Origin of the sequence: Adlercreutzia sp. ZJ473, from assembly GCF_013185065.1 — a bacterium.
Lineage (GTDB): Bacteria > Actinomycetota > Coriobacteriia > Coriobacteriales > Eggerthellaceae > CAAEEV01.
This window is the reverse complement of sequence record NZ_JAAVTO010000024.1, coordinates 18635-37722: the sequence shown is the minus strand read 5'-3', so window position 1 is coordinate 37722 and position 19088 is coordinate 18635. Positions and strand designations below refer to the sequence as shown.

Below are 19088 nucleotides of genomic sequence, written 5' to 3'. Positions count from 1 at the left end.
AGCGGGCTCCCCGCGAGGCGCGTCCCGAGGGGCAGCCGCGCGGCTAGCGGCCAGCGGGCGGCATCCGCGCGAACGTGCGGCTCGCGGTTGCGGCTTGCAGCGCACGACGCGCGGCAAGCGGCCTGCGTGAGGCTCGCACGAAGCTCGCAGCGCACAGCGCGCGGCAAGTGGCTCGCGCTGGCTTGCGGCGCCCGGGTTCGCAGCGCGCGGCGCGCAGGCGCACGCATACGTTGATTAAGGACTGGGCCGGGCCTTCCGGCTCAGTTTCTAATGGGATCGCGCCGCGGTACTCAAAGCCGCGGCGTTTGGACTTGCAGGTGCTCTGTATGCACCCGGCGAAGGAAAGGACATCATCATGAACATCGTTTTGCCTGACGGCTCGGTCAAGGAGCTGGCAGAGGGAGCCACCGTCGCCGACGTGGCCGCCTCCATCGGCGCGGGCTTGGCGAAGGCCGCGCTCGCCGGCATCGTGAACGACGTGCCGGTCGACCTTGGAGCCCCCGTGCACGAGGGCGACTCCGTGGCCGTCGTCACCGCGAAGAGCCCCGAGGGCATCGAGCTTCTGCGCCACTCCACGGCGCACGTCATGGCCGCCGCGCTCGTCGACCTGTACGGTGACGTGAAGTTCGGCGTGGGGCCGGCCATCGAGAACGGCTTCTACTACGACGTGCAGCTGCCCGAGGGCGCGGCCGTCTCCCCGGACGACTTCGAGCGCATCGAGGCGCGCATGGCCGAGATCGTGAAGGAGAAAGAGGCGTTCGAGCGCGCCGAGGTCACCCGCGCCGAGGCGCTTGAGAAGTTCGCCGACCAGCCGTTCAAGGTGGAGCTCATAAACGAGCTGCCCGAGGACGCCGTCATCACCACGTACGCGATCGGCTCGTTCACCGACCTGTGCCGCGGCCCGCACCTGCCCGCCACGGGCAAGGTGGGCGCGTTCAAGCTCACCAAGGTGGCCGGCGCCTACTGGCGCGGCGACGCCGACCGCGAGATGCTCACGCGCATCTACGGCACCGCGTTCTTCAAGAAGTCGGAGCTCGAGGAGCATCTGCGCAACCTCGAGGAGGCCGAGAAGCGCGACCACCGCAAGCTCGGCCGCGAGCTCGGCATCTACATGATGGACCCCATGGCCGGCGTGGGCCTGCCGCTCTACCTCCCCAAGGGCGCGCGCATCATCCGCACCCTGCAGGAGTGGCTGCGCCGCGACTTGTACGACCGCGGCTACGAGGAGGTCATCACCCCGCACGTCTACAACGCAGACGTGTGGAAGACCTCGGGCCACTACGGCTTCTACAAGGAGAACATGTACTTCTTCAACATCAACGAGGGCACCGACGAGGAGCCGCGCCTGTCCGAGTACGGCGTGAAGCCCATGAACTGCCCGGGCCACGTGATGCTGTACAGAAACGAGCTGCACTCCTACCGCGACCTGCCGCTGCGCTACTTCGAGTTCGGCACGGTGTACCGCCACGAGATGTCGGGCGTGGTGCACGGGCTTCTGCGCGCCCGCGGCTTCACGCAGGACGACGCGCACGTGTTCTGCACGCGCGACCAGGTGGTCGACGAGGTGGTGGCCATCCTCGACCTGGTTGACCACATCATGTCCACGTTCGGCTTCGCGTACGAGGCCGAGATCTCCACGCGCCCGGAGAAGTCCATCGGCACCGACGACATGTGGGAGCACGCCACCAACGCGCTCAAGGAGGCGTGCAAGCGCCATGACCTGGCCTACGAGATCAACGAGGGCGACGGCGCGTTCTACGGCCCGAAGATCGACATCAAGGTGAAGGACGCCATCGGGCGCACCTGGCAGTGCTCCACGGTGCAGGTCGACTTCAACCTCCCCATGCGCTTCGGCCTCACCTACCGCACCGAGGACAACACCGAGGAGACGCCCTGGATGCTACACCGCGCCATCTTCGGCTCCATCGAGCGCTTCCTGGGCATCCTGATCGAGCACTACGCGGGCGCGCTGCCGCTGTGGCTGGCGCCCGTGCAGGTGGTGGTCATCCCGATCGCCGACCGCCACAAGGAGGCCGCCGCCGCCTTCGCCGCCGACGTCAAGGCCGCGGGCGGGCGCGTCGAGGTGTACGACCAGAACGAGCCCATGAAGGTGAAGATCGCGAAGGCCCAGAGCCAGAAGATCCCCTACATGGTGGTGCTCGGCGACAAGGAGGTCGAGAACGGCACCGTGTCCGTGCGCGACCGTGCCGAGGGCGACCAGGGCGCGTGGGAGCGCGCGAAGTTCCTCGAGGTCATCCGCGAGGCTGCGCTGTAACTGACACGCGACTGTGCTGCAACGTGAGGAGGGCGCCCGCGTCGTGGGCGCCCTCCTCTTTCATGTCGCTGAGCGGGTGAGCCGTCTGAGCTACCGGCCTTCTCGGCGGCGACGCTCGTGCGGGCCCTTGCGGCGCGCGCGGTGCTTCTCACGCTCGAGCGCGCGGTGGTCGCGCAGGATCTGCGCGGCGCGGCGCGGCTCGCTGGCGATCTCGCGCAGGGCCCCGCCGAGCTCGGCGTCGGCGGTGCGCAGGAGCAGCTGCGCTAGGAACGGCATGATGAACACGGTGACGCCGCCGGCCGCCACCAGCACCGAGGACGTCTCGGCGCTCATGGCTCCCGAGCTCGTGGCAACCGAGGTGACCGCCACGATGAGCGGGAGCGCCGTCGTGCAGTACAGCGCCACCGACAGGCGGCTGCGCGGCGTCATGTCGCGCGTCTCGCGGTCGGTGGTGATCGCCGCGAAGACGGGCACCGTGCGGACCAGCAGCAGGAGCACGATGAACTCGACGAGCAGAAGCGGGTTGGCGAACACGGCGGTCATGTCGATCTTCGCGCCCGAGACGATGAAGAACAGCGGGATGAAGAACCCGTGCGCGATGGCGGAGAGCTTGCCCTCGAGCGCCTCGCTTCCCTCGGGGATCACGTAGCGGATGACGAAGCCGGCGGCGAACGACCCCAGCACGATGTCCAGGTTGAACACGGCCGACAGCGCCGTCAGCGCGACGAGCATCATGACGACCGACCGCACGAGCATCTGCGCGTTGTTCTCGGCGTTGAGCGAGATGAACCGCATGATGAAGCCGCCGGCCTGGCGCGCGCGGCGCGGCACCACGGCGGCCGCCACGGCCACGGCGGCGAAGGCCCCCAGGATGAGCACGGTCTCCCAGCGGGCGCGCGTGGAGAGCAGCAGCGCCATGGCGATGATGGGCCCGAGCTCGCCCCACGTGCCGTAGGAGAGCACCGCGCCGCCCTCGCGCGTGCTCATGAGGCCGCGGTCTTGCAGGATGGGGAGCAGCGTGCCGAGCGCGGTGGTGGTGAGCGCGATGGCCACGGCGATGCCGTCGGTCTCGCGCGCGCTGAACAGGGGCCACAGCGCCACCGCCGCGAACGCGATGAGGAGCGTGACGAGCCACGTGGCCGCGCCGCGCCGCCCTTGGCGGCCCGTGATGCTCTCGGGGTTGATCTCGTAGCCGGCGAGCAGGAACAAGAACGCCAGCCCCAGCTCGGAGAGGAGCGACACGGCGTCGCTCAGCTCGACGACGCCCAGCACGTGGGGGCCGAGCAGCATGCCCGCGACCAGCAGAAGCACGGTCTCCGGGATCGACTTCCCCGGGATGAACTGGGCGATGAGCGGGCAGGCGAACGCCGCGAGCGCGATGTAGGCCAGCGTGACGAGCTCAGCAGCCAAGGTAGTGCTCCAATGCGCTCCAGCTGCGCGCGGCCGCGGCCGCGCCCTGCTCGTAGAGGTCGAGGAGCTTCGCCTGGTTCTGCTCCATGCTCGACACCTCAACGGGGCGCTCGGGGCGTATCAGGAAGATCTCGCCTGACGCGTGCATGCGCTCGAGCGCGCGGTAGGTGCGGTTGTACTCGAAGTGGCGGTGCGCCACGCGCTCCACGAAGCAGGGGTACTCGGCGTAGCGCTGGCGGATGAGCGGCAGCAGCTTGTTGGGGCTCTTGCGGTAGGAGGCGTCCTGCGTGCACACCACGATGTGCTTGGACGCGCCCATGATCTGTGAGCGCACGATGGGGACGCTGTCGCAGCTGCCGCCGTCGAGGAGCTTCTTGCCGTCTATCTCCACGATCTCGCTCACGAGCGGCATGGAGGCTGAGGCGATCACGTAGGGGAGGTCGGCGCGCGCGTCGGCCATGAGGTGGTAGTCGGCCTCGCCGAGCTCGAGGTCGCTCGACACGGCCGTGAGCGTCATGGGGGAGCGGTCGAACGCCTCGTAGGGGAAGGGGTCGTACACGTTGGGGATGAGGTCGAAGCTCATCTCGCGCCCGAAGGCGTTGCCCGTGCGCACGTAGCTCTTGAGCGAGAGGTAGCGCCAGTCGGTGCAGTACTTCAGGTTCACGTAGGCGCCGCGCCCGCGCTGCCCGGCCACGTAGTTGTAGCCCATGAGCGCGCCGGCTGACGTGCCGATGACGTTCTCGCAGAACAGTCCGCGGTCCATGAGCACGTCGAGCACGCCGGCGGTGAACAGCCCCCGCATGGCGCCGCCCTCGAGCACCAGGTTGGCGTGCGTTACGGCGTGCCCCTCGTAGGCGATGGGGAAGGTGACGCCAGAGGGCTCGTAGTCGGGGTGCGCAAGATCGGTGCTCATGGGTCTCCTTTCTCGGTTTACGCCATTATAGCGGTGCGCGGGCGATGCGCCTTGCGCAAGGGCGAGTTTGGAGTTGAATTGACGTGAAGCGCAGCACGCAAAGGGACGCGCACGCGGGGCGGACGCTAGTTGTGCGAGCGCGTTCTCGGGGCGCGCGGCTTGCGGTGCGCGGGCATGCAAGAGGGCGCGCGCGGCATGCTCGCGCACCCCTTCTCCCCTGCGCCGCTTACGCCGTATTTCTGCCTTAAATGCCGTTTCGAAAACGAAGGGGCTTCGCATGGGGCCGACAGGATAGAATGAGACCGAACTAAGGCATAACGCAGCGGCCGCAAAGCGCGGCCAACGACGAAAAGGAGTTGGATTATGAGCGAAGTTGTTTCCTCTGAGAATTTCCAGACGAAGGTGCTCGAGTCTGACAAGCCCGTGCTCGTGGACTTCTTTGCGACGTGGTGCGGCCCGTGCCGCATGGTGGCGCCGGTGCTCGACGAGATCGCCGCCGAGATGGAGGGCAAGGCGCTCGTGTGCAAGGTCGACATCGACCAGAGCCCCGACATCGCGGCGCGCTACGGCGTGAGCTCGGTGCCCACGCTCATGGTGTTCGAGAACGGCCAGGTGAAGAAGCAGACGGTGGGCGCCCAGCCCAAGCAGAGCCTGCTCGCGCTGCTCGCCTGAGCCAGCTTGATCCGCTGAGCCTGCGCGCCCTCGGGTTCTCCCCGGGGGCGCTTTTGCTACCTTCGACATGAACGAGGAGGCCGCCATGGCTGACATGCAAGACAAGGGCACCACGCGGGAGACCTTCGACCTCGCCGTGATCGGCGCGGGGCCGGCGGGCATGACGGCAGCGCTCTACGCGGCCCGCGCGGGGCTTTCCTGCGCGGTGTTCGAGCGCCTCTCGCCGGGCGGGCAGCTCGCCCAGACCGAGCACCTGGAGAACTACCCCGGCTACACGCAGTCGACGAGCGGGTTCGACCTGGCCATGCAGATGCACGAGCAGGCCGCCTCGTTTGGCGCGCGCTTCGTCAGCGAGGAGGTCGTCTCGGTGGACTTCGCCGGCGCCCCCAAGCTCATCGACACGGCGTTCGGCGCCTACGCGGCCCGCGCGGTCATCGTGGCGACGGGCGCGCGCCCAGCCAAGCTCGGGCTCGCGCGCGAGGACGAGCTCGCGGGGCGCGGCGTGTCGTACTGCGCCACCTGCGACGGCAACTTCTTCCGCGGACGCGACGTGGTGGTGGTCGGCGGCGGCAACACCGCGGCGGCTGACGCCATCTACCTCTCGCGCATCTGCGGCAAGGTGTACGTGGTGCACCGCCGCGACCGCCTGCGCGCCACGGCCATCTACCACCAGCGCCTGGCCGACCTGGAGAACGTCGAGTTCGTGTGGAACGCCGAGGTGACCGAGATCAAGGCCCCCGAGGGCAAGGTGGAAGGCGTGCGCGTGCGCGACAAGGTGACGGGGGAGATGCGCGACATCGACTGCGCCGCCCTGTTCGTCGCCGTGGGCATGCGCCCCAACACCGAGTTTCTGGCCGGCGCGCTGCAGCTCGACGAGACGGGCTACGTGCGCGCCGACGAGCTGGGCGCGACGGCCACGCCGGGCGTGTACGCGGCGGGCGACGTGCGCACCAAGGCGCTGCGCCAGGTGGTCACGGCCGTGTCCGACGGCGCGAACTGCGCTGAGGCGGCCGCTGAGTTCTTGAGCGAGTAGGGACGGCGGGCGCGCCCGCCGCGCGGCGCACGAGGCGCGAGGTTTTGCCTCGTCCCGCGCATCTGATACACTGTATAGCTGCTGAAAAAACGGGGCTGCGCACGTCGCGTGCCCCTTCAAGTCATGAAATCGAGAGTCGAAGAAGGATACGCGCCCATGCAAGGTACGGACATGCGAGAGAAGCTCGCCAAGATCATCGATGCCTACGAGGACCTCCAGGCAAGGCTGGGCGACCCGGCCGTCCTGGCCGACCAGAAGGAGTACACGCGCCTGTCGAAGGAGTACGCGAACCAGGGCCCGCTCGTGGAGAAGGCGCGGGAGTACCTCCAGGCGTGCGAGGACATCGACGACGCGAAGGAGATGCTCGGCGACCCCGACATGAAGGAGTTCGCGCAGGAGACCATCGCCGAGGCCGAGGCGAAGCTGCCCGCGCTCGAAGAGGACATCAAGTTCATGCTGATCCCGTCCGACCCGGCTGACGAGAAGGACATCATCGTGGAGATCCGCGCGGCCGCGGGCGGCGACGAGGCGGCCATCTTCGCAGGCGACCTGCACAAGATGTACATGCGATTCTGCGAGTCGCATCGCTGGAAGGTGGAGACGCTCGACGTGTCGCCCTCCGAGGCCGGCGGCTACAAGGAGATCCAGTTCAAGGTGAAGGGCGACAAGGTCTACTCTGTCATGAAGTTCGAGAGCGGCGTGCACCGCGTGCAGCGCGTTCCCAAGACGGAGAGCCAGGGCCGCATCCACACCTCCACGGCCACCGTGGCCGTGCTGCCCGAGGCCGACGAGGTCGAGGTGGAGATCAACGAGGGCGACCTGCGCATCGACGTGTACCGCGCGGGCGGCCCGGGCGGCCAGTGCGTCAACACCACCGACTCGGCCGTGCGCATCACGCACCTGCCGACGGGCTTGGTGGTGCAGTCGCAGGACCAGAAGTCGCAGCTGCAGAACAAGATCGCGGCCATGGCCGTGCTGCGCGCGCGCCTGTACGAGAAGATGCTCGCCGAGCAGCAGGCCGCCGAGGGCGCCGAGCGCCTCGCGCAGATCGGCTCGGGCGACCGAAGCGAGAAGATCCGCACGTACAACGGCCCGCAGGACCGCGTGACTGACCATCGCATCGGATTCAACTCCACGTACAACGGCGTGCTCCTCGGCGACAACCTCGGCGACGTGATCACCGCGCTGCAGGCAGCCGACCGCGCCCGCAAGCTGGAGAACGCGGTAGAGTAGCTGGGCGTTGCGAACGACCTGTGACGAAGATCGTTTCACAATCAATATGACTAATCCTGACAACGACGACGACGAGATCTGGACCGTCAAGGCGGCCTTGGACTGGACGTGCGGGTACCTTGAGCGCAAGGGCGACGAGAACCCGCGCCTCTCGGCCCAGTGGCTCCTGTCCGAGGCGTGCGGCCTGTCGCGCATCGAGCTGTACATGAACGCGGCGCGCCCGCTCTCCCTGGACGAGCGCGCCGTGCTGCGCGGCTACGTGACGCGCCGCGGGCGGGGCGAGCCGCTGCAGTACATCACCGGCGAGGTGGGGTTCCGCCACATCACGGTGCGCGTGCGCCCCGGCGTGCTCATCCCGCGCCCCGAGACCGAGGTGCTGGTGAGCGAGGTGCTCGCCGCGCTGCCCGCGCCCGCGCGCCCGCGCGCGTTCGACTCCACCATATCCGCCGCCGAGGGCGAGGAGCTCGCCGCCGCGCAGGCCGTGCGTGCCCTTGCCGCCGAAGGGGAGCGCGGGGCCGTCGAGGGCGCCCCCGACGCGGGGCGCGCTGACAAGGCTGGTGCGGGGGAGCCTGCGGGTCCCGGCCCCTTCGCCTCCATGTCGCAGAAGCCGCAGGCCGTCGGCGCGGGCGAGCTTCTCGTGGCCGACATCTGCACGGGCTCGGGCTGCATCGCCTGCTCGCTCGCCTACGAGCACGCGGGCGTGCGCGTGGTGGCCACCGACATCGCGCCCGAGGCCGTCGCCCTCGCGCGCGAGAACGCCGAGGCCCTCGGGCTCTCCGACCGCGTGGAGGTGCTCCAGGGCAACCTCGGCGACGCGATCGACCCGCGCCTTGCGGGCGCCTTCGACGCCGTCGTCTCCAACCCGCCCTACGTTCCCACCGGCGTGCTCGCGCAGATCCCGCGCGAGGTGGCCGCCTTCGAGCCCGCGCTCGCGCTCGACGGGGGAGCCGACGGGCTCGACCTCTTCCGCCCGCTTTCCGCGTGGGCGCACGCGGCCCTGAAGCCGGGCGGCGTGCTCGCCGTCGAGCTGCACGAAGGGCACCTCGATCAGGCGGCCGAGGTGGCGCGCGCGGCGGGGTTCGCGGACGTGCGCATCGTCTCCGACCTCGCGCAGCGCCCGCGCGTTCTTGTGGCGGCCAAGCGCTCGGCGTTGGTGTATCATTAAAGGGTTTTATTTCAGGTAAACGACCGCGCGCGGGGAGCGTCCTCGGCGGCGCGCTCGCGCCCGCGCGCTTCAAGCTGCGCGGGTGCGGGCGTCGCGTCGTGCGGTCACGCGAAGGAAGAAGCACCATGCCCATCACCGAAGCGCTCATCCGCAACGCGTTTCTCCACGGAAGCGAAGTCGCCCTCACCGAGATCAACCCAGCCGTCCGCGAAGAGCATGGCGTGACGTGGAGCGAGTTCGACCTCGTCGAGCCCAACCCCGCCAAGCGCTACCGCCGCGAGATCACGTGGCGCGAGTTCAACGAGCAGTCAAACCGCTTCGCGCACCTCCTGCTCGACTCCGGCATCGGGCGCGGCAACAAGGTGGCGCTTCTGCTGATGAACTGCCTCGAGTGGCTGCCGCTGTACTTCGGCGTGCTCAAGACGGGCGCCGTGGTGGTGCCGCTCAACTACCGCTACACAGCCGACGAGATCAAGTACTGCCTCGAGCTCTCCGACGCCGACGTGCTCGTGTTCGGCCCCGAGTTCACAAGCCGCATGGCCGAGATCGCCGACGCCATCCCGCGCGTGCGCGATCAGTACTTCCTCGGCGAGGTGGAGGAGTGCCCCGCCTTCGCGCGGCACCTCGGCGGCCACCTCGTGCACTTCGCCGCCGAGGACCCGTGCATCGAGCTTGCCGACGACGACGAGGCCGCCATCTACTTCTCCTCGGGGACCACGGGCTTCCCGAAGGCCATCCTGCACAACCACGAGAGCCTCGTGTGCGCCGCCGAGACCGAGCAGCATCACCATGGCCAGACGCGCGACGACGTGTTCCTGTGCATCCCGCCGCTGTACCACACGGGTGCGAAGATGCACTGGTTCGGCAGCCTCCTGTCCTGCTCGCGCGCGGTGCTTCTGCGCGGCGTGCGCCCCGACTGGATCATGCGCACGGTGTCGGAGGAGGGCTGCACCGTGGTGTGGCTGCTCGTGCCGTGGGCCCAGGACATCCTCGACGCGCTTGACCGCGGCGACATCAACATGGACGAGCACCGCCTCGCTCAGTGGCGCCTCATGCACATCGGCGCCCAGCCGGTGCCGCCCTCGCTCATCAAGCGCTGGAAGGCGTACTTCCCGAACCACCTCTACGACACGAACTACGGCCTGTCCGAGTCGACCGGCCCCGGCTGCGTCCACCTGGGCGTGGAGAACATCGAGCACGTCGGCGCCATCGGCGTGCCGGGCTACCGCTGGGAGGCCGAGGTGCGCAACGCGGCCGACGCGGCCGTGGAACCCGGGTCGGGCGAGGTCGGCGAGCTCGTGGTGCGCGGGCGCGGCCTCATGACCTGCTACTACAAGGATCCGGCGGCCACCGAGGCCGTGCTCAAGGACGGCTGGCTCTACACGGGCGACATGGCCGAGGTCGACGCCGACGGCTTCATCTACCTGGTCGACCGCAAGAAGGACGTCATCATCTCGGGCGGCGAGAACCTCTACCCCGTGCAGATCGAGGACTTCCTGCGCGCGCACGACGCCGTCAAGGACGTGGCCGTCATCGGCCTGCCCGACGAGCGCCTCGGCGAGATCGCCACGGCCATCATCGAGCTCAAGCCCGACCACGTGGCCACCGAGGACGACATCAACGAGTTCTGCCTCGGCCTGCCGCGCTACAAGCGCCCGCGCAAGATCATCTTCGAGGACGTGCCGCGCAACCCCACCGGGAAGATCGAGAAGCCCCTCCTGCGCGAGCGCTACGGCGCCGACCGCCTGGTGGGCAAGGAGTCGGCGCGCTAGGGGCGCGCCAGGGGCAAGGGCGCGCCGCGGCCGCGCGGCTGGCGAGGTCGCGGGAAGCCGCGCTGGCCTGCTGCAGGGGCCGCGCCAGGCCGCGAGAACTTAGGGAAAGGAGCTGCGCCTCATGGCTGAGGGCACGTTGAGGGAGCGCTTGGCGGAGTCGAGCGCGCAGATGCGCGAGCGCATGGGGGAGCGCGCGCCGAAGGTGGGCGTCATCTTGGGGTCGGGGCTCGGCCTTCTGGCCGAGCAGATCGCCGACGCGCTCTTCATCCCGTTCGGCGAGGTGCCGCACATGAAGCGCTCGACGGCCACGGGCCACGTGGGCCGCTTCGTGGTGGGCACGCTCGGCGGGCGCGAGGTCATCTGCATGCAGGGGCGCCTGCACGGCTACGAGGGCAACACGGCGCAGGAGGTGGCCTACCCGGTGTGGCTCATGCACGAGCTCGGCGTGGACACCCTCATCACCACGAACGCCGCTGGCGCCATCAACGCGGGCTACGAGGTGGGCGACTTCTGCATCATGGGCGACCACATCAACTTCACGGGGCGCAACCCCGTGGCGGGAACCGAGCCTGACGAGGTGGCCTTCCGCTTCTTCTCCATGAAGGACGCCTACGACCCCGCCCTGCGCGCGCTGGCGCACGAGGCGGCCGACGAGCTCGGCGTGCGCGTGCAGGAAGGCGTCTACCTGGGGCTTCTGGGCCCGAGCTTCGAGACGCCCGCCGAGATCCGCGCGTTTCGCACCTGGGGCGCCGACACGGTGGCCATGAGCGTGTGCGAGGAGGTCATCGCGGCGCGGCACGTGGGGATGCGCGTTCTCGGCATGTCGCTCGTGTCAAACATGGCGTGCGGCGTGGAGGGCGCGAGCCCCTCCGACCAAGAGGTGTTCGAGGTGGCGAAGAGCCGCGAGGCCGACTTCTGCCGCCTGGTCACGGCTATCGTGGAGCGCCTCTAGGTGCGCTGTTGCTGACGCAACAGCGCATGAGCCGACGCTGCGGGAGGGCCTGGTCGCCCATCTGCTCGCTCCAAGCCTTCGTCACGTACCCAGTACGCTTCCTCAGGCTTTCGCGGCATATGGGCGACCAGGCCCTCCCTCGCTGACTTGTATTCGAAAGGTGATTTCCTTGTTGCTGCTGCATGTTCTGGCGAGCGGGTCGAAGGGCAACGCGGCCATCGTGGAGGATGCCTCCACGGGGCGCGGCGTGCTCGTCGACTGCGGCATCTGCAAGCGCGACCTGTTCGCGCGCGCCGCGGCGGCGGGGTTCGACCTAGCGCGCCTCGACGCCATCCTCATTACCCACGACCACGCCGACCACGTGAAGGGCCTCGGCGTGGCGACGCGGGGCTTGGCGAAGGCGCGCGCCGCCGCCGTGCCGCCCGTGTACGCGCTCGGCCCCGTGCGCGCGGCGAGCGCCGAGATAGCCAAGGTCGAGGGCGCCTGCGACGTGCGCGACATGCGCTGCGGCGCGTCCTTCGGCATCGGGCCCGTCGGCGTGCACCCCTTCCACACCTCGCATGACGCGGCCGCCTCGTGCGGCTTCCGCTTCGAGGACGCAGACGGCGACGCGCTCGGGTACGTGACCGACACGGGGGTCCTCACCGACGAGGTGCGCGACGCCCTGCGCGAGGTGCGCATGCTGGCGCTCGAGAGCAACCACGACGAGCGCATGCTGCGCGAGGGGCCCTACCCGTGGGCGCTCAAGCAGCGCGTGGCCTCCGACCGGGGGCACCTCTCCAACGCGCAGGCGGCCGACGCGCTCCTAAGCCTGCTCTCCCCGCGACTCGAGCAGGTGGTGGGCATGCACCTGTCCGAGAACAACAACCTGCCGTCTCTGGCCGCCCGCGCGCTGACCGGTGCGCTCGCGCAGGCCGAGCACTCGGCGCGCGTGGCCTGCGCGGCTCAGCACCTGCTCGTGAGCGTGCGGTAGAGGCTATGCCCGCGGTGCGCCTGCTCGTGAGCGTGCGGTAGGGGTCGTGCCCGCAGTGCGCCTTTCGTGAACGTGCCGGCGATTCGGGCCCCTTGCAAAAATAAACGCTAGAATTGGCAGAAATCTTCAGATATTTGTCTCCCCATGAGCCCCCATGGGTCATTTGCGGGCGAACGCAGGAGCGCATCGGGGTAAAACCGCAGGTCAGCTTTTTCGACAAAGTCGCGAAAGCGCGTCAGGGCACCACGAAATGACAAACATCTGAAGATTTCTGCCAAAATGACCCCCGAAATCTGCAAGGAGGCTTCATGTCCGACTCGCTCTACCCCGCTCCCGTCATTGACCCGAGCGCCTTCGTGGCGCAAAGCGCCGTCATCGTCGGCGACGTGACCATCGGCGCTGACGCAACGGTGCTGTTCAACGCCACGCTGCGCGGCGACTGCGACAGTCGCATCGTGGTGGGCGACCGCACCAACATCCAGGAGCTCGCCTGCGTGCACGTGTCGCACGGCGCCGACACCCTCATCGGCTCCGACGTGACGGTAGGCCACGGCGCGATCGTCCACGGCTGCACCATCGGCGACGGCACGCTCGTGGGCATGGGCGCGATCGTCATCGACGGTGCGCGCGTTGGCGAGCGCTGCCTCATCGGCGCGGGCGCGCTCGTCACGGGCTCGGCTGACATTCCCGACGAGATGCTGGTGATCGGCTCGCCCGCGCGCGCCGTGCGCAAGCTCACGCCCGAGGAGGTCGAGGGCCTGGCGGCTTCCGCGCGCGACTACGTGCAGGTCGGGCGCGACCTCGCGCGGGCGGGCCTGAACAGCGCGCGGTAGCGCGAGGGGCGGCGTGCGGGAAGCGCGGGGCGTGCGAGGGGCACGCCGGGTGCGCGGGGCGGCTCGCGAGACGGCGTAGAGCGTGCGGGATGCAGCTCGCGGAACGCCGCGCGCCGCGCGCCTTGCGCCGCGACCCCTCCTCTAGGACGCGCCCTGCGCGCTGATGGCGAACAGCGCCGCGCTTGCGCGGATGACGTCGTCGAACGTCCAGCTCTGCTGGGTGCGCACGGCGTTCGACGGGTCGGCGATGTCAAGCTCGCTGCGCGCGTTCACGCCCTCGAGCACGATGCACGCGGGCGCGGCGGCGAAGGTGGCGGGCTTGGTCACCACCACGACGGGCCGCCTGTGCCCGAGCGCCTGGCGTATGGCGGGCTCGCTCGCCTCTATCGGCAGGGCGTCGAGGCCGTGCGCCGCGGCGCCGGCGACCACGAGCGCGGTGAGCGTGCTCGTGTCGAGCGCGGTGAGCTCTCCCTCTGAGGCGAAGGCGGCGAAGTCCGCAGGCGTGAGGGAGGCGTCGCCCGTCTGCTGCACGTAGGCCATGGCGAGGCTCGTGGGCGCCGACCCGGCCGTCTCGAGCGTGCCGAACCCGTAGGGAACCTCGGCCCACTGCGCGTCTCCTTGGAACAGGTGGGGGAGGGTCCCCTTCTCCCACTCGTCTGCCGGCGTGCTCTCGGCGGCCTTCACGTTGGCGGCGAAGTACGGCGAGCTCGGCGCGGCCGGGGCTTGGGGAAGCGCCTCGCGGAAGAGCAGCACGGCCGCCACGCACAAAACCGCGGTGAGCGCGAACACGCCTGCGGCGCGCAGGTAGGCGCCGCGGTGCTCCCGGGCCGAGGCGAGCGGATGCGACTCACGCGCCGCGTGCCTGAGCGCCGTGAGCGACACGGGCGCGTCGCACGAGGGGCAGGCGACGGAGGGGCGCATGCGCCGCGCATGCCGCTTGAGCGGCGGGTAGGTGATGAGGCTCGATCCTGCGAGCGGATGCTGGACGTCGCGCCGCGCGCTTCCCTTCGCCATGAGGACTCCTTCCACGTCAGCGTTTCCGCCAGTGTAAGAAGCCCCACCCGCCCCGCGCCCCGCGCCCGCCGCCCCGTAACCCCGCAACAAGCAAAGGGAAACCTCCCCGTCACCCGCTCCCCGCGCCCTCTCTCGCCCGATCGCGCCCCACGTCCTGCGTGCGCGTGCGCGCCCTCCCGCCCGACCGCGCCGCGTGGCTTTTTCGCGGGGAGGGGTTGCGCTCGGCTTCGGGCGGAGTATACTAGCCCGCAATACAAGTTCATATCCCAAATGCGTTGACGAGGATAGTAGGGGCGAACCCATCTGACAGAGAGCCGGCGGTGCTGCGAGCCGGCGGTGGGCGATCCGAATGCCACCTCCGAGCAGTTTGGCGTGAACGCCTCTCCGGTTGTCGGGCTTACCGCCGGGCCGGGGGAGCTAGTAGAGCTGAACCGGTGACACCGTTACCGTCTGCGATGCCCGCGCGCTGCTCGCAAGCGCAGTCGGCGCATTCCGTTCGTCTGGGTCCTGGTGCAGCTCTGCGCTGGGATTTTTTATTGTGAGCGGAAGGAGCGAAAGAGCATGCAGCTTAGAAGCGACCAGGTGCGGTGCGGCGTGGCACGCGCGCCTCACCGCAGCCTGCTCAAGGCAGACGGCATCACCGACGAGGAGATGAAGCGCCCCTTCATCGCCGTGTTCAACTCGCGCAACGACATCATCCCCGGGCACACCAACCTCGACAAGATCGCCGAGGCCGTGAAGGCCGGCATCTACCTGGCCGGCGGCGTGCCGTTCGAGATCTCCACCATCGGCGTGTGCGACGGCATCGCCATGAACCACGACGGCATGCACTACTCGCTCGTGTCGCGCGAGGCCATCGCCGACTCGCTCGAGTGCGCGGTGCAGGGCCACGCGTTCGACGGCATCGTGTGCATCCCGAACTGCGACAAGATCGTCCCCGGCATGATCCTCGGCGCCCTGCGCGTGAACATCCCCACGGTGTTCGTGTCGGGCGGGCCCATGCTCGCCGGCAAGCAGAAGGGGGGATGCGGCCCCACCACCGACCTCAACACGCTGTTCGACGGCGCGGCGGCCGTGACGAACGGCACCATGACCGAGGAGGAGCTCAGCTACTTCGAGAACACCGCCTGCCCCACGTGCGGCAGCTGCTCGGGCTTGTTCACGGCGAACTCGATGAACTGCCTGTGCGAGGCGCTCGGCATCGCGCTTCCCGGCAACGGCACCATCCCGGCGGTGTACTCCGAGCGCATCCGCCTCGCGAAGCATGCGGGCATGAAGATCATGGAGCTCGTCGAGAAGGACGTGAAGATCGGCGACATCGTGAGCGAGGCCGCCATCCGCAACGCCATGGAGTGCGACATGGCCTTCGGCGGCTCCACCAACACGGTGCTGCATCTCACGGCGATCGCGCAGGCGGCGGGGCACCCCATCACCATGGATGACTGGGACGCCGCGAGCGCCCGCACCCCGCACCTCGTGAAGCTGCAGCCCTCCGGCCCGCGCCCGCTCTCCGACCTCTACGAGGTCGGCGGCGTGTCCGTGGTCATGCACGAGCTGGCCGAGCTGGGGCTGCTCGACGAGCGCGCGCTCACCTGCATGGGCCCGCTGCCCGACTACCTGGGCGCCTGCTGCCCGCCGGCCGACGGCGAGGTGTGCCGCACTCACGACAACCCCTTCTCGGCGGTGGGCGCCCTGCGCGTGCTGCACGGCAACCTGGCGCCTGACGGCGCCATCGTGAAGAAGAGCGCGGTCGACCCGTCCATGATGAGGCACACCGGCCCCGCGCGCTGCTTCAACTCAGAGGAGGAGGCGTGCGCGGCCATCAACGCCGGCGCCATCAACGCCGGCGACGTGGTGGTCATCCGCTACGAGGGCCCCAAGGGCGGCCCGGGCATGCGCGAGATGCTCACGCCCACGAGCGCCATCTGCGGCATGGGGCTCTCCACGAGCGTCGCGCTCATCACCGACGGGCGCTTCTCCGGCGCCACGAAGGGCCCGGCCGTGGGGCACGTGAGCCCCGAGGCCGCGGCGGGCGGCCCCATCGCCCTCATCGAGGAGGGCGACTCGGTCACCGTCGACATCGAGGGCGGCGTCCTTCGGCTCAACCTGCCCGACGAGGAGCTGGCGGCGCGGCGCGCGGCGTGGGTGGCGCCGGCGCCCAAGCACGACCACGGCGTGCTCGCGAAGTACGCCAAGCTCGTCTCTTCCGCAGACAAGGGGGCGTATGTCTCATGAGTGCAACGAACGAGAAGACCGAGGCGCGCCGCACGGCTGAGGCGCGCCGCACGGCCGCCAGCGTGGGCGCGCCGCGCGGGCTGGGCTCGCGCACGGCCAAGCAGGGCCGCGAGATGCTCGGCGCCGAGGCCGTCATCGCGTCGCTCGAGGCGGAGGGCGTCGACACCGTCTTCGGCTACCCGGGCGGGCAGGCCATCAAGATCTACGACGCGCTGTACGACTTCACGCAGATCAACCACGTGCTCGCGCGCCACGAGCAGGGCGCGGTGCACATGGCCGACGGCTACGCGCGCGCAACCGGCAAGCCCGGCGTGGTCATCGTGACGAGCGGCCCGGGCGCCACCAACACGGTCACGGGCATCGCCACGGCCTACATGGACTCGGTTCCGCTCGTGGTCATCACGGGCCAGGTGCCGCGCGCCGTCATCGGCACCGACTCCTTCCAGGAGTCCGACATCGTGGGCATCACCATGCCGGTGGTGAAGCACTCGTTTCTGCTCCAGTCGACCGACGAGCTCACGCGCACCTTCCGCGAGGCGTTCCACATCGCGGTGACGGGGCGCCCGGGGCCGGTGCTCATCGACATCCCGTCTGACCTGGCGGGCGCGTCCATGACGTTCGAATACCCCGACGAGGTGAACCTGCCCTCCTACAAGCCCACCTACCGCGGCAACGCCAAGCAGATCCGCGCGGCAGCCGAGCTCATCGAGGAGTCTGACCAGCCCATCCTCTACGTGGGCGGCGGCGTGACCATCTCCGAGGCGTCCGCGGAGCTCGCAAGCCTCGCAGACCTCATGCAGATCCCCGTGGTCACCACGCTCATGGGCAAGGGCGCCTTCCCGGCGTCGCACCCGCTCAACTTGGGGCCGGTGGGCATGCACGGTGCGAAGTACTCCAACCTCGCCATGACCGAGAGCGACCTCATCATCGCGGCGGGCGCGCGCTTCTCCGACCGCGTCACGGGGCGCCTCTCCGAGTTCGCCCCGCATGCGAAGGTGATCCACATCGACATCGACCCGGCCGAGATCGGCAAGATCCGCGCATGCCAGGTTCCCATCGTGGGCGACCTCAAGGGCGTGCTCGCGGGGCTCGTCGACCAGCTGCACAAGGACGGCGCCGAGGCGCACACCGAGGCGTGGCTTTCTCGCATCAACGCCTGGCGCGAGCGCTTCCCGTTCTACCATCCGGGCGTGGGCGACGGCGCCGACGAGATCATCCCCGAGCTCGTGCTCGAGAGCCTCTCGACGCAGCTCGACCCCGCGCGCTCCATCGTGGTGACCGAGGTGGGCCAGCACCAGATGTGGGCGCACCAGTTCATCGACCGCGAGCTGCCGCGCACCTTCCTCTCGAGCGGCGGCTTGGGCACCATGGGCTTCGGCTTCCCGGCGGCCGTCGGCGCCGCCATCGCGCGGCCCGACTGCAAGGTGGTGTGCATCGCCGGCGACGGGTCGTTCCAGATGAACTCGCAGGAGATGGCCACCGCCGCCATCAACGGCGTGCCCGTGAAGGTGCTCATCATGGACAACCGCTGCCTGGGGATGGTGCACCAGTGGCAGAAGCTCTTCTACGCGAAGCGCTACTCGCAGACGCTGCTCGAGGCCAACCCCGACTTCGTGAAGCTCGCCGACGCCTACGGCTGGCAGGGCGAGCGCGTGGAGGACCCCGCCGAGGTGAGCGCGGCCATCGCGCGGATGCTCGCGGCGCAGGGCCCCTACCTGCTCGACGTGGCCATCTCGCGCGAGCAGAACGTGTACCCGATGGTGGCCCCGGGCGCGGCGCTCGACAACATCATGGGCGCCATCGACGTGGCGGTCGGCGCGGTGCGCACCGACGTGCCGGCGGGCGCGCTCGACGACCTCGCGCAGGAGGTCCACACGGCGCCGTCGCCCTGCGCGCAGATCGACGCGCAGTTCGGCGGCCGCTGGGAGAGCGACCCCGACGACAAGGGCGCGCGCCTGGGCGAGGCGGCTGCGCTTGCGGGCGGGGCTGGCGGCACGTCCGCGGGCGGCTCCGCACCCGGCGCTGAGGCGGCCCCCGCACCCGCTGCAGCGCTTGCCCCCGCGTCCGCCGTGGCATCCGCCACCGCCCCCGCGTCCGCCGCGGAAGGAGGGAACTAATGAAGCACGTGCTTTCCGTCCTGGTCGAGAACAAGCCCGGCGTGCTCTCGCGCGTCACCGGCCTCATCTCGCGCCGCGGCTTCAACATCGAGTCGCTGTCGGTGGGACCCACCGAGGACGCCACCATGTCGCGCGTGACGGCCATCGTCAAGGCTGACGACGTGGCCTACGAGCAGATCACCAAGCAGCTGCACAAGCTCATCAGCGTGCACAAGATCACCGACCTCACCGACGAGGGCGCGATCGAGCGCGAGCTGGTGCTGTTCAAGGTGAACGCCGCGCCCGAGCGCCGCAACGAGATCATCGAGATCGCCAACATCTTCCGCGCGAAGATCGTCGACGTGGGGCGCAACTCGCTCACCATCGAGGCCACCGGCGACGAGGAGAAGCTCAAGGGCCTGGAGGACCTCTTCCGCGCCTACGGCATCAAGGAGATCGTGCGCACGGGCAAGATCGCCATGTCGCGCAACGCGAAGGAATAGCAACAACAG

At 69.4% G+C, this 19088-nt stretch carries 15 protein-coding genes; 12 read left to right on the top strand and 3 right to left on the bottom strand.

Annotated features, from left to right (window positions below; all coding sequences use genetic code 11):
• Positions 1-355: 355 nt before the first annotated feature.
• On the top strand, positions 356-2275 hold the full coding sequence (gene thrS / locus HRL41_RS06275) for a threonine--tRNA ligase (RefSeq protein ID WP_172136018.1): 1920 nt from the start codon (positions 356-358) through the stop codon (positions 2273-2275).
• Positions 2276-2365: 90 nt separating this feature from the next.
• On the opposite strand, the gene HRL41_RS06270 is transcribed toward thrS, so the two are convergent.
• The gene (locus tag HRL41_RS06270; RefSeq protein WP_172136017.1) at positions 2366-3685 is read right to left on the bottom strand and encodes a cation:proton antiporter; all 1320 of its coding nucleotides are present in this window, start codon (positions 3683-3685) and stop codon (positions 2366-2368) included.
• Positions 3675-4598, bottom strand: a complete 924-nt coding sequence (locus tag HRL41_RS06265; RefSeq protein ID WP_172136016.1) for a patatin family protein — start codon at positions 4596-4598, stop codon at positions 3675-3677. Before HRL41_RS06265 ends, HRL41_RS06270 begins: the two co-directional genes overlap by 11 nt.
• Before the next feature lie 363 nt (positions 4599-4961).
• Here HRL41_RS06265 and trxA point away from each other — a divergent pair, with 363 nt between their 5' ends.
• The 8 genes from trxA to HRL41_RS06225 all read left to right on the top strand — a co-directional run bounded on the left by trxA (position 4962) and on the right by HRL41_RS06225 (position 13231).
• The gene (gene trxA / locus HRL41_RS06260; RefSeq protein WP_165171000.1) at positions 4962-5270 is read left to right on the top strand and encodes a thioredoxin; all 309 of its coding nucleotides are present in this window, start codon (positions 4962-4964) and stop codon (positions 5268-5270) included.
• Positions 5271-5355: 85 nt separating this feature from the next.
• Positions 5356-6303 carry a thioredoxin-disulfide reductase gene (gene trxB, locus HRL41_RS06255; protein ID WP_241157238.1) on the top strand — a complete coding sequence of 316 codons (948 nt, stop codon included), beginning with the start codon at positions 5356-5358 and terminating at the stop codon, positions 6301-6303.
• Between the two features lie 156 nt (positions 6304-6459).
• Positions 6460-7536, top strand: a complete 1077-nt coding sequence (prfA, locus tag HRL41_RS06250) for a peptide chain release factor 1 (protein WP_216662545.1) — start codon at positions 6460-6462, stop codon at positions 7534-7536.
• Positions 7537-7582: 46 nt separating this feature from the next.
• A complete protein-coding gene (locus tag HRL41_RS06245) occupies positions 7583-8701 on the top strand; it encodes a HemK/PrmC family methyltransferase (RefSeq protein ID WP_172136015.1) in 1119 nt (372 codons plus the stop codon).
• Between the two features lie 125 nt (positions 8702-8826).
• The gene (locus HRL41_RS06240) at positions 8827-10473 is read left to right on the top strand and encodes a class I adenylate-forming enzyme family protein (RefSeq protein ID WP_172136014.1); all 1647 of its coding nucleotides are present in this window, start codon (positions 8827-8829) and stop codon (positions 10471-10473) included.
• A gap of 121 nt (positions 10474-10594) precedes the next feature.
• Complete coding sequence (locus HRL41_RS06235; protein WP_172136013.1) at positions 10595-11425, top strand: purine-nucleoside phosphorylase; 831 nt, start codon at positions 10595-10597, stop codon at positions 11423-11425.
• A gap of 169 nt (positions 11426-11594) precedes the next feature.
• The gene (locus HRL41_RS06230; protein ID WP_216662544.1) at positions 11595-12398 is read left to right on the top strand and encodes an MBL fold metallo-hydrolase; all 804 of its coding nucleotides are present in this window, start codon (positions 11595-11597) and stop codon (positions 12396-12398) included.
• 308 nt (positions 12399-12706) lie between these two features.
• On the top strand, positions 12707-13231 hold the full coding sequence (locus tag HRL41_RS06225) for a gamma carbonic anhydrase family protein (RefSeq protein WP_172136011.1): 525 nt from the start codon (positions 12707-12709) through the stop codon (positions 13229-13231).
• A gap of 141 nt (positions 13232-13372) precedes the next feature.
• On the opposite strand, the gene HRL41_RS06220 is transcribed toward HRL41_RS06225, so the two are convergent.
• Entirely contained in the window at positions 13373-14245 is an 873-nt protein-coding gene (locus HRL41_RS06220) for a papain-like cysteine protease family protein (protein ID WP_172136010.1), read from the bottom strand.
• Between the two features lie 561 nt (positions 14246-14806).
• Between HRL41_RS06220 and ilvD the strand changes: the two genes are divergently transcribed.
• From ilvD to ilvN, 3 genes are read left to right on the top strand one after another with little or no spacing between them, the layout of a single operon-like run.
• A complete protein-coding gene (ilvD, locus tag HRL41_RS06215) occupies positions 14807-16480 on the top strand; it encodes a dihydroxy-acid dehydratase (RefSeq protein WP_172136009.1) in 1674 nt (557 codons plus the stop codon).
• Entirely contained in the window at positions 16477-18597 is a 2121-nt protein-coding gene (gene ilvB, locus HRL41_RS06210) for a biosynthetic-type acetolactate synthase large subunit (RefSeq protein ID WP_253904736.1), read from the top strand. Before ilvD ends, ilvB begins: the two co-directional genes overlap by 4 nt.
• The gene (gene ilvN / locus HRL41_RS06205) at positions 18597-19079 is read left to right on the top strand and encodes an acetolactate synthase small subunit (RefSeq protein ID WP_165172800.1); all 483 of its coding nucleotides are present in this window, start codon (positions 18597-18599) and stop codon (positions 19077-19079) included. Before ilvB ends, ilvN begins: the two co-directional genes overlap by 1 nt.
• The last annotated feature ends 9 nt before the right edge of the window (positions 19080-19088 follow it).

Coding starts and splice junctions, on each gene's coding strand:
- thrS (WP_172136018.1), top strand. CDS start 356: ATGAACATCGTTTTGCCTGACGGCTCGGTCAAGGAGCTGGCAGAGGGA.
- HRL41_RS06265 (WP_172136016.1), bottom strand. CDS start 4,598: ATGAGCACCGATCTTGCGCACCCCGACTACGAGCCCTCTGGCGTCACC.
- trxA (WP_165171000.1), top strand. CDS start 4,962: ATGAGCGAAGTTGTTTCCTCTGAGAATTTCCAGACGAAGGTGCTCGAG.
- trxB (WP_241157238.1), top strand. CDS start 5,356: ATGGCTGACATGCAAGACAAGGGCACCACGCGGGAGACCTTCGACCTC.
- prfA (WP_216662545.1), top strand. CDS start 6,460: ATGCAAGGTACGGACATGCGAGAGAAGCTCGCCAAGATCATCGATGCC.
- HRL41_RS06245 (WP_172136015.1), top strand. CDS start 7,583: ATGACTAATCCTGACAACGACGACGACGAGATCTGGACCGTCAAGGCG.
- HRL41_RS06240 (WP_172136014.1), top strand. CDS start 8,827: ATGCCCATCACCGAAGCGCTCATCCGCAACGCGTTTCTCCACGGAAGC.
- HRL41_RS06235 (WP_172136013.1), top strand. CDS start 10,595: ATGGCTGAGGGCACGTTGAGGGAGCGCTTGGCGGAGTCGAGCGCGCAG.
- HRL41_RS06225 (WP_172136011.1), top strand. CDS start 12,707: ATGTCCGACTCGCTCTACCCCGCTCCCGTCATTGACCCGAGCGCCTTC.
- HRL41_RS06220 (WP_172136010.1), bottom strand. CDS start 14,245: ATGGCGAAGGGAAGCGCGCGGCGCGACGTCCAGCATCCGCTCGCAGGA.
- ilvD (WP_172136009.1), top strand. CDS start 14,807: ATGCAGCTTAGAAGCGACCAGGTGCGGTGCGGCGTGGCACGCGCGCCT.
- ilvB (WP_253904736.1), top strand. CDS start 16,477: ATGAGTGCAACGAACGAGAAGACCGAGGCGCGCCGCACGGCTGAGGCG.
- ilvN (WP_165172800.1), top strand. CDS start 18,597: ATGAAGCACGTGCTTTCCGTCCTGGTCGAGAACAAGCCCGGCGTGCTC.